Here is a 16,917-nt window from a genome sequence, read left to right on the forward strand (position 1 = left end):
ATACTCCCAACGAGCCGATGAATACTACCAGCCAGTTTTGAGTGTAGGCATAAAGAGCGATGATGTGATGGAGAGTAAAAAATACTGCCGATAGAGCAACTGCTGCTATTCCCGAAGACAATTTTTCGCATTGAGGATAGACAAAACCGCGCCAGATACATTCTTCAATAAACGAATTAATAAAACACCAATAAAAACATCCAGCTAAATAAATAGATAAGCTGGTAATTCCTACTACAGTTGCCTTGTTACGAATATCTGTTAGCTCGATCCACTGCTTACCAAGTAACAAGTAAGCACAAATAATTACTCCAAACATCAACAATCCCCAAGCAAGACCGATTAACGTTTTTTGGCGATCGAACCTGGGCAACCCTAGCGAATGCCGATTATGGTTCCACGTCCACCACAGAGGAAAAACTACTGCCCAAACTTTGGCAACTGTAAACACGCTATTGCCAACAATTCCTGGTGCAATGAGCAGAGACATAGTTACACCGATGCTAAAAACAGGAACAAATAGCAACAGAGCGATCGCTGCTTGCCGACGAGATAAGGAAGACATTCTTATAATTGTAGAAAAACTTTTCAGCAAGACTCTAATATTTTTTGCAACACACTACAAAAAATAAAAGTATGAACCAAGTAGTTGATGACTACAAAATTCATACTTCATATTAGACTCTGCCAGATTTTATCAAACTAAACCAAGCTTGGTTCTGATTTGGTTTCAGACTTCGATTTTGCTGCCGATGTCTTTTCTGTCGGCAATCCTTCAATGGGACACTCTTTCGTACCAACTGTAGAACGAGTAATTTTCTCTGAGGTTTCTTTGGCTTTTTGTTCGTCTAACACCCAGTCGCGATAGAAATCAAAAGGACATGTCTGTACGCCTTCGGCTCCCTCACCAGAGTTGATTTTACCCGTATAGCCGCGATGCATTAGTTTAAACAGATGATTTTGCGATTGAGCATTGGCGCGGAAGTCGCGGATGGCAAATTTAGATAGATTGGCATATTGAACGCCGTTTTCTTCTTCGCCACATTCTCCCAATGTGCGTCCATCAAACCCGACTATAGCCGAATGCCCGAAGTAGCTGTATACGCCGTCAAAACCAGAAGCGTTAGCAACTGCTACGTAAGTATTATTCATCCATGCCATTGCTTTAGAAACGTTAATTTGCTGTTCTTTGGCAGGATACATGTAACCCTGACAGCGTACGATTAACTCTGCTCCCTTCATCGCGCAGTCGCGCCAAATTTCAGGATAGTTACCATCATCGCAGATAATCAAGCTGATTTTTAGTCCTTTAGGTCCTTCCGATACATAAGTACAATCGCCTGGATACCAGCCTTCAACAGGACACCAGGGCATAATTTTACGATATTTTTGTACGATTTCGCCGCGATCGTTAATTAGAATCAGGGTGTTGTAAGGTACTTTATTTGGGTGATCTTCGTGCTTTTCTCCAGTAAGCGAAAACACTCCCCAAGTTTTATTACGCACGCAAGCTTCGGCAAAAATTTCTGTTTCTGCTCCTGGAATATCGGCAGCCGTATCCATCATTTCTTTAAAGTCGTACATGATGCCGTGAGTGGAGTATTCGGGAAAGATGACCAAGTCCATTCCTGGCAACCCGACTTTCATGCCGTCTATCATTTCGGCAATTTTATGACAGTTAGCAATTACTTCATCTTTGGTATGTAAACGGGGCATTTTGTAGTTGACCACTGCTACACCAACTGCATCATTACTAGAAGAAATATCTCCATGAAAAGCCATATTTTTCTCCTAAACTATTTTTGCTTTTATGTGTGAGAACAAAAAATTTATAATTTTAATTTTATTCCTGCGCTCATGTTATCGATTTAAATAAGTCAAACTTGTAACATTGAATACAGCACTGCGACTCTGTGTGTGATTTTGCAAAGCCATAAAAACTCAGATTGGGGTGCAGTAAAACCAAACTTATTCCCGTTGTTTCTCCATCGGAAATATCATGAGGGCGAACTAGGAGCGATATGCACTCCAGCAAAATCCCCCAATTCTTGGTAACATTTGAGTCTTCTCTTAAAAGAAAGGCTTAGATTGTGTCTTGCTGCAAAAAAAGACATTCCAAATGCTTAAAAATAGTATGAGTGAGGCGAGTTTGAAGTATGAATACTTAGTAGTTTATGAAGTAAATCGACGTTTTCTTAGTTTCGTCTGGATGAGAGCATAGCAACCTTATTTCAAAAAGATTCGGGTTTGCTCAAAGCTTCTCGTTGTGTACTAGCTCATATTCGTGTAGCTCAAAAACTTTGAGCTACAGTTTGCGATCGCATTCCAGTTACTGAGATTATTTCTCATACTATATAGTGTAGAAGTAAAGACGGAACCCGAAAGCGATGACACCAGACAAACATTTTGTTATCGATCGCCATCTAGAGTTTCCTAACTTAGTGTTTGGTGCTATTTTTTTCAGGACATGGTTTTAAGTTTACTACCTTAACTTGGCAGAATTGGCTTTAGAGGACGAAACAAAACACGATACCAGGCTTGTTCAAACTGTCACGTTTTTATGAATATTAGTTCAAAATACTTCTTAATTTTAATTACTACCATCTATCAAATTATTGCCAGTATTAAAGACAATATAGTTAGAGTACCACTAGGACAATTAATCGATCTTGGTGGTTACAAAGTACATATTTATACTAAAGGAACGGGAAACATAAGCGTTATTCTCGACCATAGCCTTGGGGGAATTGAAGGCTACTTTTTAATCGACGAAATTGCTAAATTTACTAGAGTTTTAATTTACGATCGCCCTGGATATGGCTGGAGCGATTCTAGTCCTAGAACGCGATGCAGTGCCGAAATTGTCAGCGAGTTAGATTTACTATTAACTAAAGCACAGATCGAGCCACCATATATTTTAGTCGGTAATTCTTTTGGCAGTTATAATGTGCGTCTTTATGCCCACAAGTTTCCCGAAAAAGTAGTGGGCATCGTTTTGACTGATGGACTGCACGAAAGGCAAATGTTAGCCATGCCGTTAATAGTTTCGGCTTTAAAACTATTGTTTATTTCTGGTTTTATAATGTCTATTTTTGGTGCGGCGATTGGGATAATTAGACTAATAGGAACTATTGGTATTTTTGAATTAATTAAGCCAGATTTAAAGAAATTTCCTAAAAAAATCAGACAAGAAGTTAAAAAATCTTTTTATAATCCCAAGCATTGGCTGACTATGACGAGAGAGCTAGGGAATTTAAATAAAAGTAGTCGTCAAGTTGCGATCGCCAATAATTTTAAAGATTTACCTATAGTTAGTATTAAATCGCAACATTTTTTTAAACCTACCTGGTTTAACTTTTTTTTGCCTCTAAAAACTGTAGACAGACTCAGAGATAGAATTCACGATCGCCTCAATCGGCTATCGAGCAACTATACACAACTAGCAGCAACCAACAGCAGCCATTTTGTTTGGGTCGATCGCCCAGAAATTATTATCGAAGCTATTAAACAAATTTGGTTGTTATAAACCAAGTGGCATTCTAATTAAAAAATGCGATAAAACTATAGAAAATATAATTTACCCTTTATTTTACGTGTGAAATGCACCGTCATAACTATATTGATCGCGCTATGAAAAATAGCGATAAATTTCTTTCGATGAAGAAAACGTACAAAAATAAGAGTATTTTGTTTGAGAATTAAACCAATGCGGTAATTTGCGATTCTCGAACGATAGTAAATTTTTGTTTTCTAGATCTTTGAGTTTTTAAAAGTCGATTTTTATAAAACAAAAGAAGAAAGAATAGTTTTTTCTATTTTTATTACAAAAAAACCTTCGATCCATTGAATCAAAGGTCTATCTTTATAAAGATAGTCATAATCTATAAGCTACAGAGAAATGTCAATTAACAATCATCCATTTTTAACCGATTCGCCGCTAGGCGTTTACGTATGCGGTTTACGCCTATAATACCACCAAGTGCCAATAACCCTAACGTGGGAGAAACATCAAAAGGAACGGCGGTTGCAGGTGCATCACTTGAAAACTGGGCGACTGGAAGTCCAGAACCGTTAGTATAAGCTAATCCATTAACATCACCATTGTTAAATGCGCGACAGATACCTCCTGGACAGACAACCCCACTACTAGAAGTAGTTACTGCATCCCAACTCAAGCCTCCACCTTCTCCACCGTAATTGTAAATTTCTAGAAGCAAATCTCCATTACTAGGATCGTAACTAAAAGTATTATCCAAATTTACAACAATATCAAAATCTCTGGGAGAACCAGTACCAGAGCTAGAAAGGGTCAAAGAATTACGATTTAAAACAGTAGTGTTATCTGCTCCTAAATTATTGTTAAAGTTCCTAGTTAATTGACTACTGGTAAAAGTAGACAGATTAAATTGAACATCCGAATAGATTGTCGAAAAAGCATTTCCGCTGCTATCATCTAGTCGAAATCGAATCTGATTGATATCAATCGGAGAAGAAAAGTAACTATTGTCATATATTCCTTGCCATCTACCATTTGGACCAAAATATCCTCCAAGAGGGAATGAATTGTTACTAGAGCTTTCGGTATTTTCGTAGTTAGGAGGAGTAGTAAAGGTGAGAGCGTTAGAGGGTGTAGTTATTGTTAAAATTGCTAATAATATTGCTCCACTTCCCAAATGTCGTGAAAATCTAATACTTCTTTTCATTGTATTCTTCTGGTTTGAGTGACTTTATTTATGCAAGTCGATCGCTTCTTTTTTAACTTACACATAAGCTAAGTCACATCAGTCTTTTCACATCGGGGTAAATACTGTCGTATTCTATTCCTAAAATTTGCCTTTCATTTTGCAATCAAAATATGCTGTCATAACTATGACGATCGCGCTAGAAAAAATAGCAATAAATTTCTTGTTTCTTGGCGATTAAGAAAACAACTATAAAACAATAAAAAAGAGAGAATAATTTTTAGTTTTTTATAGATTCCCTCTTCTTAAATAATTTAATTTGTTCGAGCTTAATACTGCGGAACATTGGGATCGACTTCTTGACTCCAGGCGGTAATACCTCCTTTAACATTTGTCCCCTCAATACCCGCTTGCTTGAGAAGATTTAAAGCTTTAGCAGAACGTCCGCCTAGCTTACAGTGAGCGATGAGGCGATGACCGTTGACTAGCTCTTTAACTTTCTCAATACCGCTACCGTCTTCAATTTCCGATAGAGGAATCAAAACCGAGCCATCGATTTTGGCAATTTGGTATTCGTTGGGGTTGCGAACGTCGAGTAAGACAAAATCTTTGCTGCCGCTGTCTATAAGCTGCTTTAACTCTGTTACCGTCATTTCAGAAATTGCGGTTTGTTCTTCGGCAGCGGTTGCCTGTGCTTGAGGAATGCCACAGAACTGTTGATAGTCAATCAACTTATCAATTACGGGACGTTCTGGATTGGGACGTAGCTTTAGTTCGCGGAACTTCATGTCCCAAGCATTATAAAGCAACAATCTACCGCTGAGAGTATTTTCTGCACCCAGAATTATCTTAATTGCTTCTGTTGCCTGAATCGTGCCAATAATGCCGCACAGAACCCCTAAAACTCCCCCTTCTGCACAGGAAGGAACCATTCCTGGTGGTGGTGGTTCGGGATACAAATCGCGGTAGTTTGGTCCTTCTTGATAGTTAAATACGGTTGCCTGTCCTTCAAAGCGAAAGATAGAGCCGTAGACGTTAGGTTTGTTTAGCAAAACGCAGGCATCGTTAGCGAGGTAGCGTGTGGGAAAGTTATCGGTACCGTCAACTATAACGTCATAGGGTTCTAGAATATCGAGAGCGTTAGCAGAACTCAGGGCAGTTTCGTATAAATCTACCTGACAGCTAGGATTGATCCCCAAAATTCTTTCTTTTGCCGATTGAATTTTAGGTTTGCCTACCCAAGCCGTATTATGAATAATCTGTCTTTGTAAATTGGAACTATCGACAATATCGAAGTCTATAATACCAATTCTGCCAATTCCTGCGGCAGCTAGATATAGTAATAGAGGAGAACCCAGTCCTCCCGTACCAATACATAAAACGCTGGCAGCTTTAAGGCGTTTTTGCCCTTCTAAACCTACCTCTGGCAAGATAATATGGCGAGAGTACCTTTGATACTCCTCTTTGGTAAGTTCGATTGCTTCCAAATTAGGATTGAGCATAGTAATGATAAAAAAACGCGATCGCTTTGCGGTTTACTAAGGACGAATCGATTACCAGCGATCGATCGAAGGATCGATTTTTGTCCGTCCCATTAATAGACTCAGACCGATCTTATACTGGATGAGTTCTTAATTATATAAAATTTCTCGCGACAATGAAAAACATTCAGATAGCCATTGGTAGTTATGACTTACATCGTTAAACTAAAGATCGATTTACAATGCGAACGCGATCGCGCTTTGCTCAATTTATCGTCATAATGCTTAAAACAATACTCAAACTGCGAAGAAATTTGTTTGAATTGGTTGGTTCGGAAAAATATTCTCGACCATCGTTATTTGATATCGATAAAAAGCTAGAACCATATCTTACTAAGACAAATGGCTTCTTTATCGAGGTAGGTGCCAATGATGGATATAGTCAGAGCAATACCTATTATCTCGAACGCTTTCGCGGTTGGCGAGGAATTTTAATTGAGGGCGTTCCCGAACTTTATAACTCATGCATCAGAGAAAGACCAAATTCGCAGGTTTTTAACTGCGCCTTGGTTGCGGATGATTATTCAGAATCTTTTGTAACGATGAAGTACGCCAATTTGATGTCTATTGTTAAAGGCGCACATAAAAGTGAAGATGCCGATGAAAACCACGTTCAAAAAGGTGTTGCCGTTCAAAAAAACGTCGTACCTTATGAAATTAAAGTACCAGCTAGAACCCTAACATCAATTTTAGATGAGTGTCAGGTTAAGGAAATAGATTTTTTCTCCCTGGACGTAGAAGGATTTGAATTAAACGTTCTCAAAGGCTTGGATTTCGATAAATACCGACCTAAATATATGCTGATCGAAGCGCGATTTAGACAAGAGATAGAAGATTACATCTCTAACTTATACAGCGTAGAAGCTCAGTTGTCGGTTCACGACTTTCTTTATAAAAGTAAAGACATTTAATAATTCTCAGTCGAGTTGGGTACATCTATATTCGGTTCGGTTTAAAAAAATATAGAAATAGTATCTATGAAGCGACGATTTTTTTTGTTTTGGCTGGCTAGCATTTCTCTAACAACGATCGCTAGTATCACCAAACCTTCACAGTCAGCCTACGGGCAATCGCCAGAAACAACAAAGACAGTTATATTTTATGTTGCCACTAACGGGAGCGATCGCTGGTCGGGGAAACGCAAAGCTCCTAATATATTAAAGACAGACGGACCTTTTGCCACACTGCATCGGGCGCGAGATGCTATTAGAGAGTTAAAAAATCAGCGAGGAGGAATTCTTCAACAACCCGTAACCGTAATGGTGCGTCGCGGTACTTATTATCTAGCCGAACCCCTAACCCTAACCGAGGAAGATTCTGGAACGGCGGAGTTTCCCATTACCTATCAAGCCTATCCCAACGAAAAGCCTGTTATTAGTGGAGGCAGGTTAATCAATAACTGGAAGCGACGGGGACGTTTTTGGGTTGCGAAGTTGCCTACTTTAGAAACGGGGAAATGGTATTTTCGTCTACTGCGCGTGGATAACGATTGGGCAATTCGCGCTCGTTATCCCAAATTCGATCCCGACAATCCCTCAAGAAGTTGGCTTTATGTAAATCCTCTGCCGCCTATCGCCAATAACCAGGGCAGATTTAATTCTAGTGTGGGTAGTATTCACAATCCAGGCGACAAGTTAGAGTGGAATATTTCTGTTGCTAAAGCTGGCAAATATAGAGTCTGGATTCGCTACGCCAACAACATGAAAGTTTATGGTGTTGAAAATATGGATGGCAGAACTGCTCTTAGGGTAAATGGTGGAAAACCTGTCAAGCTACAAAATTTACCTAATACGGGCAGCTTTAGTACCTTTCGCTGGTCGTTTGCGGCGACACTTTGGCTAAAGGCTGGAAAGCAAACTTTAACTTGGGAAAATCTTCAAGGGGGAGGTTTATCAATAGATGCTCTTTGTTTGACCGACGATTTTAATTGGAATCCTGCAAAAGCGATCGATGTAGATGCAGCAGGTGAAGTTCTGGTTAGCTCAAAACGAGCGGACAAAAACTTAATTGTCGTTCAGGCAGAAGCTTTCGATCGCTCTGTAGGAAATAAAATCGCCACCTTTTCTCGTAGTCGCCTACGGCATCGCTTGGCGATCGCTCCTGGTCAATTTCCTAACTGGCAAGACTGGGAGGGAGCAGAAGTAAATGTGTTTCTGACAGGAGACTATGGCAACGCAATTTTACCAATTACTCAGGTAGATCGAGCCGCTCGCACTTTGTACGGCAATTTTACCAGTGCCGACTATCCACCTGCTGCTGGCAATCGCTTTTTTATAGAGAATGTTCGTGAGGCATTAAATAATCCTGGTGAGTGGTATTTAGACACACAAAAAGATGAATTAATCTATTTGCCTAGAAGCCACGACTTTCCTAAAAATATAGATGTCGTTGCCCCTGCAATGGATAGGCTAATCGTTCTACAAGGCAGTAATCCCGAAACGGCTTTGGTAGAAAACATTAAGTTTCAAGGTTTGAGCTTTAGCGATACGGACTACACAATAGCGGACAATTACTTTTTTCCTGCCAATGCCGCAGTTTGGTTATCGGCAGCCAGACAGTGTGAGATTGAAAATTGCTCCTTTACCAGTCTTGGCGGCTATGGGGTAAGGATCGAAAAATCTAGCCACGACAATCGCATCGTACACAACCAGATGTCGCAGTTGGGGCAAGGTGGGGTAGTTCTTCTAGGAGATAAAGACTCTCAACCAGTTAATAATTTAATTGCTGCCAACGATATTCATGATGGTGGTAAAGTCTACAAACACGTAGCTGGAGTCTATATTGTCAACAGCAGCAATAATCGGATCGCTCACAACAATATCTATCGGATGCCACGTTACGGCATTTCTCTAAAAACAATAGAGCGCGATCGCTATTCCCGTCACAATATCATTGAGTTTAATGCGATTGTCGATACCAATTTAGAAACCAGCGATACTGGAGCTATTGAAAGCTATACGGGCGATCGCAAACAGCTTACTGGTAATATTATCCGCTTTAACTACATTCGTAATGTGGTCGGTATGGGAACTAACAGAAAAGGACAAATTCTTTCACCATACTACACCTGGGGAATTTATCTAGATGCTCATACCAGCGGCGTAAAAGTTTACGGAAATGTAATTATCGGTACGGTAAGAGGCGGTATTTATATTAACGGCGGTAAAAAAAACCTGGTAGAAAATAATATTTTTATCAACGGCGGTAAAAATCAACTCCGAGTCAATTTTAGAGATCCTGGTTTTGCAACGGGTAATATTATCAGACGCAATCTTGTCGTGTACAAAAATCCCCAGGCAACCCTATGGAAAAGTATTAATAAAGGTTTTAAAGCTTGGCAGCCCGTTTTAATGTCAGAATGCGACTACAATCTTTACTGGCATACAGGTAGTTTGAATCTTGCAGCACCAAAGCAAACTAATTTAACTCCCGAAGGCAATTTCGAGCAGTGGCAGACAGCAGGATTCGATCGCCATTCCCTAATTGCCGATCCTTTATTTGTTAATGCCGAAGCAGAAGACTACAGGCTCAAACCCAACTCTCCTGCTTTCAAACTAGGTTTTAAACGAATACCTTTAGAACGTATCGGAATTAGTGGTTTTAATGTAAGTTCTAAGCAATAGAACGCAATATTTATAAAGCTAACTCTAGAAAGAATTTGTTAATAATCTAATAAATTATAAAAAAGTTTCAAAACTATGCTCTTAATAAATGACGTGCGCTTAAGGTAGCCCAATAAGTTATATCATCTTTAGTTATTAAATCATCTGTTTGCCGTTCTTTAGGTTTAGAAGTCTCGATACTAGAATTAAAACTATTAGCTTGAGGAAATAAACTTTTTAAGAAAAAATCTATAGTTTGTTGTTTCAGTAGACCTTTCATCACTGCCGTACTACCAAAACGTAAAGCTATTTTCTTTTGTTCGCATAAAATTAATTTTATATCTTCTTCTGTTAATAATCCTGCTTGTTTTAAGTAATATCCTAAAGGATGTTTCTGTTGTTGATTGACGAAATCTAACCATTGTTCGCCAAAAAAGTCAGCAGTTGTCTGCTCGATCCAACCTCTCATCGCTAAAATTTCGCCAACTCGCAAATCTTGATAGTTTTTTTGGTCGAATAGTGCTACTTTTATTTGAGAATCTGTTACTAAGCCAGCATCCTGTAAAATTTCGCCCAAAGGCTTGTATGTAATCATCTTGGACATTTGTTTAAAAGCTTGTATGTAATTTTGTAAAACTATGCAAATCGATTAGCGTCCTAATTCCAACTAATTGAAGTTTAGCGCAATATATTTTCAAATAAGTAAAATTTATATCAATATTTTAACTATAAACTCTCCCAAATTCTGGGGATATTGCTTAAGTAAAAACACTCAAAATAAAATAAATTATTTTGTTTAGAAAATTACCATTTATATTTGAGATTTTGAAAATTATGTAGTAGGTGTAACCATAACCAACTTCGTAAATACTTGGGGTATTTATCCTTGGTCTATAGGTCGAGGAGAAAAATACATTTATCCAAACGATTTTAAATCGTTTGAAGCTCTTTCTCCTTTTGGCAAAGTTTTCTTTTGTGCTTCAAAAGATAGAGAATATCTATTTAATTAAAAACTATCAGATTCAGGTCTGGCATCAGTTCCCGAACGATTGAGGAACAAATTACCAGCAGCATCGTTTTGATACACGCAGTTAATTTGAGGAGAACCGTCTATACTACCCGTATAGGCAAAGGTATTCATTCTGCGCTTACAGTCTTTTACCTGTTCGGAATTAATTAGCTTTCTTTGTTCTAAGAGCGACCAGTTATTTTGACGCAGAATACATCCAGGCTGCATCACTGGCTGAGAAACAAAGACGTTGAAGGGGTTCATGCTCAAAAAGAACCGCATATCTGTTACCACCGCACTCGCTCCATATTGCTGACAGAGTTCGGGGTTTGGTGCCAGGCGATCGATTTCCAAGCGAGAATCGATACTGGCAAGGTTGCTGTTGCTGCTAAAGTTTAAGCTAATTCCTACGACAATACCTATGATAAAAACGCTGGCTAAAACTGCCACTTTAGCGACGTTAAAGGGATTTTTGTTTTTATTATTTAGAGGCGAAGTAGAGGGAGCAGATTTTCCATTGGGAGGACTATAGCGGTCGTATTCGTACTCGGTTCTATTTCTGCGTTTCATAAAATATAAGCTGGTTAAAAATTTAAATAATTCAAAAGTGATTTTATACTACCTATTCTAACTAATGAGTACAGAGGAGTAATTTTCTTAACTATCTTATTATTTAGTGTACGCACTAGGCAGTAGTACTCAATCTATTTAATAATAAGGGACAAAGAATCGCCTAATATCTTCCCCTGTTCCCTGCCAATTTATACCCATCAATTAGATATTGACACACCGACTAAACTTTTTACTAACGTTTGATAGCTAATCAAAGCTGTAAACCGAGTAATAAAATTGCTACAGAGTCTAATTTACAGCAAACTGACAATCATCTAGTTGTGGACGCTCTACTGGCTCTTTAAAAGCAGATTTTAAAGCAGCTTGTCTGCGCTCTGGAGATTCAGCAGCAAGATTCCAGAGACTTTCATAAAAGAAGAAAGATACGCCGCTAAGATGACGATCGCGTACTGCGTTTATCTGCTTGTTAATGTTGTTCCAGTAAACTTTACGACCTTTTAAACCAGATAAAATACCAATTCCTACGGGAATGTGTTGGCTGGCAGCAATAATTTCTGGCTGTTGTATTTCCTTAATAAAGCTTTTTTGGCGATCGCGATAAACTTGTACTATTAATTCTTCAATTAATCCCATTCTTTCCCAACGATACCAATCTAAGAGAAAAGAGTTGAGGGAAAACTCCTGGGGATTGGGCGACAGGGAGACAATTGCCTGGGGATTGGCTTGTTTGATTTCGTGAAACAGCGTTTCCATATAAGCCGTAATTTTATTGGCTCGCCAGCGTATCCATTCGGGAGCTTGACTGTCTTCTGGTGGAGATTTTCCGCCGTGTTCTTGTTTGTATAGCTCTACCGTATATTCGTCGTAACCCAACTCCGAAGGATAGCCAAAGTGATCGTCAAATTGAATGCCGTCTACATCGTAGCTACTAACAACTTCTACAACTAAATCGGTAATAAACTTTTGGACTTCGGGATGCAGGGGATTGAGCCAAACCCGTTGATGAACGTCTCCTTCCCACCAGATAGCGTCACCATCGCGTCGCATAGTCCACCACTGAGGATGGCTTTGTGCCAATACAGAATCGGCAGGAGCCATAAAGCCAAATTCAAACCAGGGAATTACCGCCAGATTCTTTTTATGACCTGCGGTAATAATTTCATCGAGAAGATCGCGGTTTTTTAATTCTTCAATCGGATCTTGTGGGTATCCCGTAACCTGTTGGGAAACTTGCGAGGGATAAAGAGTATGACCCCAATTCCAGACGGTAGGATAGAGAGTATTAAAATTTAATTCTGCCAGATTGGAGATCGCTTCTGAGGTTTTTTGACGGGAAAAAAGTACGTCGCTATCGATATTAGTCAGCCAGACTCCTCTTAATTCTCTATCAGTATTACTCGTACAGGTTTGAACTGATTCTGTAGAAGCGCGATCGCTTGGTAGTTGGGTATTACCCGTTAAAGGAGTTAGAGCGATAATAATAAAGGTCAAAATAAACAGAAACACCAACCAAGAGGGGCGACCCCAATCTCGGCTAAACTGGACTAATTTGTTAGCAAAGTTATCGTATGTCTTAGCAATTCGCTCTTTCATTAACAATTACTCTCAAATTATAAGCTGACGCGATCGATCGCAAATATGGCGATTATAGCTTTTCCAAAACAAATCATGAGTAAAAATAATGGCAATGTACATTCGAGATGCTGTTGAAGCCGATCTTAAGGCGATCGTCGAAATTTACAATCAGAGTATTCCCTATCGTCTTGCTACTGCCGATACCGAACCGATTTCGGTTGCTAGTCGCCTAAAATGGTATCGCGACCGCCCCAATAATCGTCCTCTATGGGTAGTAGAAATTGAAGCCACCATAGCTGGCTGGCTGAGTTTTCAATCTTTCTACGGTCGTCCAGCATATTGCCATACTGCCGAATTAAGTATTTATGTAGCCGATAAATTTCAGCGTCGGGGAATTGGTAGTGGTTTATTGGAAAGAGCGATCGTTTCATCGCCGCAACTAGAAATCAAAACTCTATTAGGCTTTATTTTTGCTCACAATCACGCCAGTTTAAAGCTGTTTGCAAACTATGGTTTTATAACCTGGGGACACTTACCCCAAGTAGCAGAACTCGACGGTATCGAGAGAGATTTAATAATTTTGGGTCGTCAGATTTCTAAAAATTAGAACTAAGCTTTTATTCTTTTTCAAGCTTGCAAACCTTAGCAATACAAGGCAAGAACATTCTAGCGTAAGATGGCGACAGCAATTGTCTCTGCTTTTTTAGTAGTTAGATCGGAATTGGCGATCGCTTTTTACAAGACCTCTGCCAAAATCTGACGACTCCACTTTGCTCCTAAAAAATACATAGTTGGCGTTGCAATTGTCGGAACAAATACAACGCCATTCCTTATCCTAATTGCTCTACAGTTACACTTTCGGTTGATTCGTTTGAAGATTCTACAGCTACGGGAATGGCTGGAGTTAAAGCAGATTCATCAGATTGCCTGGAATTCCAGAACCACCAATTATTAACGTAAAGCATCTGCCGTAATGGAGTTTTGATGGCAATTAAAAACATACCAATTGAAAGTAAACACCATACTGCTGGCCACTCGTTGATATTGTCGGTTAAAATGCGAGCTGCTAAAGGTCCAACTATGACATGGTATAAAGTAAATTTCCATGAACCATAGATTAGAGGAGCGACAAATACTGGAATGTAATAGCCTAAAGTCAACCATTTTAAACCATTCATCGGTACGTTCCAGGCTATATGCCAATTTCCCGATACAGAACAAAGCTGACTGCCACAAAGAGGTTCGTATCCGATCGTGCAAGTTCCCGCCCATTCAAAAGGATATAGTTTGAGCGACATTAAAATTACACCAATAAAACACATGCCATAGATAAAAGGACTGACTTGGTTTCTAACTTTTTCTGGAATAAATTGTAGTGCTACTGCACTAATGAAAAAGGGTTGAAAGATAATATGCAAGACTCCGAGCAGCGTAAAAATTTGATTTGAAGGTAGTTCTGGTCGGTCGATAACCGTATAAGTAAATGCTTGCAGCAATTCCATCAACGAGAAATAGCCAAGTGGAATCCAAAATGCTTTTTTTTCGCCTTTCCAAGCGACATAAGCCGTACTGGTCAGACCTATTGTAGCCAGGGTTGCCGATGCTTCTCCGCTCCAACACATAGTTTGTAAATCTCTAATTTGGTTTGAAGTTTAATTTAAATTAGCGAATCTTGACGCTAAAATGCACGGTTGAGCGATCGCATCTACATCTAACTAAATATTTCTTATTGCTTATTGCAGTATTTAAATTAAATATTTTAACCCCACTTAAAAATTGCCGAACTCCAGGTCAAGCCAGCCCCAAAACCAGAAGCGGCGATGGTATCTCCAGGCTTTACTCTACCCTGTCTGACGGCTTCATCTAATGCCAGGGGAATTGAAGCTGCTGAAGTGTTTCCATATTCGGAAATATTGCTAAGTATTTTGCTCCGAGGTATTTTAAGACGTTTTGCCACTGCATCCATAATGCGTTGATTTGCCTGATGTAAGAGCAGCCAATCAATATCTGCGGAGGTAAGATTGGCGTGAAACATGGCTTTACCAATTGCTTCGGGAACTTTATCTACGGCAAAACGATAGACTTCTTTACCATTCATGGTTATGGGCTGATAGGTACCGCTCTGGGTAGTAAGATCGGCAACCAGAGGCTGAGACTGACTCTGATAGGAAAGATTGAGACAGCCATTTTTGCTGCCGTCGCTATACATAGAAAAGCCCAAAAGGCGATCGCCTTCAGGAATTGCCTGACAAACTACCGCACCCGCACCATCGCCAAATAAAACGCAGGTATTGCGATCGTTCCAATCTACCCAACGAGAAAGAACATCTGCACCAATAACTAAAGCGTTGCGATATACACCAGTATGAATAAACTGAGTAGCAGTAATCAGGGCAAAGACAAAACCCGAACAAGCAGCAGTCAGATCGAAAGCTACGGCTCTATTGGCACCAATTAAAGCCTGAATGTTACTCGCGCTGCCAAATAAATCGTCGGGGGTAGAGGTTGCCAAAATAATCAAATCGATATCGGTGGGAGTAATGCCTGCCATTGAAATTGCCTGCTGGCAAGCGATCGCCGATAGTTTGCTAAGAGACTCGGTATTATTAGCAATATGACGGCGTTTCATTCCCGTTCTACTGCTAATCCAATCATCAGAAGTTTCTACTATGCGAGCTAAATGCTCGTTGGTCAAAATCGCCTTTGGTGCAGCCGAACCACATCCAGTAATTGCAATACCAGCCCCCGCATTATTCAATGTCTTTCTCCCTTGCTGCTTGGCACTAATAATTTATTTATTTGCCAAGTTTACACTAGCTCACAGCCTTTTCAGCTATATCTTCGGCATCTGTAACTATTTTTTCGTTATATGCCTTAATTCGTTCTAAAACGCGATTGTCGATCGCCTCTTTTGCCTGGCGAATAGCGTTAAATATTGATGGTGCTTTAGAGCTACCATGACTGATGATACACACCCCCGCTACCCCAAACAACAAACCTCCCCCATGTTCGGCATGGTCGATCCTTTGTTTAATATTGCTTAAATTGGGTTTGAGTAGTGCCGTGCCTAACTTACCCCGCCAGCCTTGAGGCAGTTCTTCTTTCATAATTTGCAGCATTACTTCCCCTACTGCCTCGGCAAATTTTAAGAGTATATTACCTACAAAACCATCGCAGACAATAATATCGAATTCTCCCGATAAAACATCTCTTCCTTCAGCATTGCCGACAAAGGGAATCTGGGGATTTGATTCTAATAACCGATGGGTTTGTAAAGCCAGGTCATTACCTTTGGAAGCTTCTTCCCCAATATTGAGCAATCCTAGTTTGGGTTTGGCATTACCCAATACATATTTACTGTATATAGTTCCCATTAAAGCAAACTGCTCTAAATATTTGGGGCGACAGTCTACATTAGCACCGACATCGAGTACGATTACCGATTTATTAGGTATGATGGTCGGAAAAACCGCGCCAATAGCGGGGCGATCGATACCTTTTAATCGTCCCAGACGTAGTAAAGCCGATGCCATTGCTGCTCCTGAATGTCCTGCCGAAACTACAGCCTGCGCCTGTTGTTGCTTGACTAAATTCATCGCTACATTAATTGAAGCTTTGGGTTTGCGACGAATTGCCACCAGTGGTTCTTCTTTCATAGCGATCGCTTCTTGAGCGGGTACTATTTCCAGTAAAGAAGTATCGACGTTACCATGTTTTTTAATCGAGGATTCAATTTGTTTTTCATCCCCTACTAACAAAACTTTTACATCGAGCCTGGTTATAGCTTGTATAGCTCCAGCAACGATTTCATCGGGAGCATAATCTCCCCCCATAGCATCTACGGCGATTGTCGGGCGTTTAAATACCATTTAGTAAATTTTTAGAGAAGCCTTACAAATTTTAACAGTTTTAGGGCAAATCTCTATATTGTCTGC

Annotated in this window: 15 protein-coding genes; 5 read left to right on the forward strand and 10 right to left on the reverse strand. The window is 39.8% G+C overall.

Annotated features, from left to right (window positions below):
- A partial coding sequence (locus KV40_RS07040; RefSeq protein ID WP_036479363.1) for a CPBP family intramembrane glutamic endopeptidase occupies positions 1 to 565 on the reverse strand: 565 nt, incomplete at its 3' end.
- Positions 566 to 702: 137 nt separating this feature from the next.
- Positions 703 to 1,782 (reverse strand): aliphatic amidase, encoded by a 1,080-nt coding sequence (locus KV40_RS07045; RefSeq protein ID WP_036479365.1) that lies wholly within the window; start codon positions 1,780 to 1,782, stop codon positions 703 to 705.
- Between the two features lie 778 nt (positions 1,783 to 2,560).
- Between KV40_RS07045 and KV40_RS07050 the strand changes: the two genes are divergently transcribed.
- Positions 2,561 to 3,526 carry an alpha/beta fold hydrolase gene (locus KV40_RS07050; RefSeq protein ID WP_172657249.1) on the forward strand — a complete coding sequence of 322 codons (966 nt, stop codon included), beginning with the start codon at positions 2,561 to 2,563 and terminating at the stop codon, positions 3,524 to 3,526.
- Positions 3,527 to 3,905: 379 nt separating this feature from the next.
- Here the strand turns inward: KV40_RS07050 and KV40_RS07055 are convergent, their stop codons facing one another.
- Together KV40_RS07055 and moeB are read right to left on the reverse strand one after the other, a co-directional pair.
- On the reverse strand, positions 3,906 to 4,703 hold the full coding sequence (locus tag KV40_RS07055; protein ID WP_036479367.1) for a hypothetical protein: 798 nt from the start codon (positions 4,701 to 4,703) through the stop codon (positions 3,906 to 3,908).
- 308 nt (positions 4,704 to 5,011) lie between these two features.
- The gene (gene moeB / locus KV40_RS07060) at positions 5,012 to 6,184 is read right to left on the reverse strand and encodes a molybdopterin-synthase adenylyltransferase MoeB (protein ID WP_036479369.1); all 1,173 of its coding nucleotides are present in this window, start codon (positions 6,182 to 6,184) and stop codon (positions 5,012 to 5,014) included.
- A gap of 221 nt (positions 6,185 to 6,405) precedes the next feature.
- Here moeB and KV40_RS07065 point away from each other — a divergent pair, with 221 nt between their 5' ends.
- Both KV40_RS07065 and KV40_RS07070 read left to right on the forward strand, forming a co-directional pair.
- A complete protein-coding gene (locus KV40_RS07065; protein WP_052055440.1) occupies positions 6,406 to 7,134 on the forward strand; it encodes an FkbM family methyltransferase in 729 nt (242 codons plus the stop codon).
- 66 nt (positions 7,135 to 7,200) lie between these two features.
- Positions 7,201 to 9,846 (forward strand): right-handed parallel beta-helix repeat-containing protein, encoded by a 2,646-nt coding sequence (locus KV40_RS07070; protein WP_036479371.1) that lies wholly within the window; start codon positions 7,201 to 7,203, stop codon positions 9,844 to 9,846.
- A 73-nt stretch (positions 9,847 to 9,919) separates the two neighbouring features.
- On the opposite strand, the gene KV40_RS07075 is transcribed toward KV40_RS07070, so the two are convergent.
- Complete coding sequence (locus tag KV40_RS07075; RefSeq protein WP_253274184.1) at positions 9,920 to 10,420, reverse strand: hypothetical protein; 501 nt, start codon at positions 10,418 to 10,420, stop codon at positions 9,920 to 9,922.
- 283 nt (positions 10,421 to 10,703) lie between these two features.
- Here KV40_RS07075 and KV40_RS37260 point away from each other — a divergent pair, with 283 nt between their 5' ends.
- Positions 10,704 to 10,835, forward strand: a complete 132-nt coding sequence (locus tag KV40_RS37260; protein ID WP_371260772.1) for a hypothetical protein — start codon at positions 10,704 to 10,706, stop codon at positions 10,833 to 10,835.
- Here the strand turns inward: KV40_RS37260 and KV40_RS07080 are convergent.
- On the reverse strand, positions 10,832 to 11,404 hold the full coding sequence (locus tag KV40_RS07080) for a DUF3172 domain-containing protein (protein WP_036479375.1): 573 nt from the start codon (positions 11,402 to 11,404) through the stop codon (positions 10,832 to 10,834). The genes KV40_RS37260 and KV40_RS07080 overlap by 4 nt on opposite strands.
- Before the next feature lie 291 nt (positions 11,405 to 11,695).
- Positions 11,696 to 13,000: a glycoside hydrolase family 10 protein gene (locus KV40_RS07085; protein WP_036479377.1), complete on the reverse strand. Its 1,305-nt coding sequence runs from the start codon at positions 12,998 to 13,000 to the stop codon at positions 11,696 to 11,698.
- 94 nt (positions 13,001 to 13,094) lie between these two features.
- Between KV40_RS07085 and KV40_RS07090 the strand changes: the two genes are divergently transcribed.
- Positions 13,095 to 13,589 carry a GNAT family N-acetyltransferase gene (locus KV40_RS07090; protein ID WP_036480631.1) on the forward strand — a complete coding sequence of 165 codons (495 nt, stop codon included), beginning with the start codon at positions 13,095 to 13,097 and terminating at the stop codon, positions 13,587 to 13,589.
- Between the two features lie 223 nt (positions 13,590 to 13,812).
- Here the strand turns inward: KV40_RS07090 and KV40_RS07095 are convergent, their stop codons facing one another.
- The 3 genes from KV40_RS07095 to plsX all read right to left on the reverse strand — a co-directional run bounded on the left by KV40_RS07095 (position 13,813) and on the right by plsX (position 16,851).
- On the reverse strand, positions 13,813 to 14,604 hold the full coding sequence (locus tag KV40_RS07095; RefSeq protein WP_052055441.1) for a DUF5765 domain-containing protein: 792 nt from the start codon (positions 14,602 to 14,604) through the stop codon (positions 13,813 to 13,815).
- Between the two features lie 137 nt (positions 14,605 to 14,741).
- Positions 14,742 to 15,740: a beta-ketoacyl-ACP synthase III gene (locus KV40_RS07100; protein ID WP_036479380.1), complete on the reverse strand. Its 999-nt coding sequence runs from the start codon at positions 15,738 to 15,740 to the stop codon at positions 14,742 to 14,744.
- Between the two features lie 55 nt (positions 15,741 to 15,795).
- Complete coding sequence (gene plsX, locus KV40_RS07105) at positions 15,796 to 16,851, reverse strand: phosphate acyltransferase PlsX (RefSeq protein ID WP_036479382.1); 1,056 nt, start codon at positions 16,849 to 16,851, stop codon at positions 15,796 to 15,798.
- Between the last annotated feature and the right edge of the window lie 66 nt (positions 16,852 to 16,917).

The organism is Myxosarcina sp. GI1 (genome assembly GCF_000756305.1).
Classification (GTDB): Bacteria; Cyanobacteriota; Cyanobacteriia; order Cyanobacteriales; family Xenococcaceae; genus Myxosarcina.

Coding starts and splice junctions, on each gene's coding strand:
- KV40_RS07045 (WP_036479365.1), bottom strand. CDS start 1,782: ATGGCTTTTCATGGAGATATTTCTTCTAGTAATGATGCAGTTGGTGTA.
- KV40_RS07050 (WP_172657249.1), top strand. CDS start 2,561: ATGAATATTAGTTCAAAATACTTCTTAATTTTAATTACTACCATCTAT.
- KV40_RS07055 (WP_036479367.1), bottom strand. CDS start 4,703: ATGAAAAGAAGTATTAGATTTTCACGACATTTGGGAAGTGGAGCAATA.
- moeB (WP_036479369.1), bottom strand. CDS start 6,184: ATGCTCAATCCTAATTTGGAAGCAATCGAACTTACCAAAGAGGAGTAT.
- KV40_RS07065 (WP_052055440.1), top strand. CDS start 6,406: ATGCGAACGCGATCGCGCTTTGCTCAATTTATCGTCATAATGCTTAAA.
- KV40_RS07070 (WP_036479371.1), top strand. CDS start 7,201: ATGAAGCGACGATTTTTTTTGTTTTGGCTGGCTAGCATTTCTCTAACA.
- KV40_RS07075 (WP_253274184.1), bottom strand. CDS start 10,420: ATGATTACATACAAGCCTTTGGGCGAAATTTTACAGGATGCTGGCTTA.
- KV40_RS07080 (WP_036479375.1), bottom strand. CDS start 11,404: ATGAAACGCAGAAATAGAACCGAGTACGAATACGACCGCTATAGTCCT.
- KV40_RS07085 (WP_036479377.1), bottom strand. CDS start 13,000: ATGAAAGAGCGAATTGCTAAGACATACGATAACTTTGCTAACAAATTA.
- KV40_RS07090 (WP_036480631.1), top strand. CDS start 13,095: ATGTACATTCGAGATGCTGTTGAAGCCGATCTTAAGGCGATCGTCGAA.
- KV40_RS07095 (WP_052055441.1), bottom strand. CDS start 14,604: ATGTGTTGGAGCGGAGAAGCATCGGCAACCCTGGCTACAATAGGTCTG.
- plsX (WP_036479382.1), bottom strand. CDS start 16,851: ATGGTATTTAAACGCCCGACAATCGCCGTAGATGCTATGGGGGGAGAT.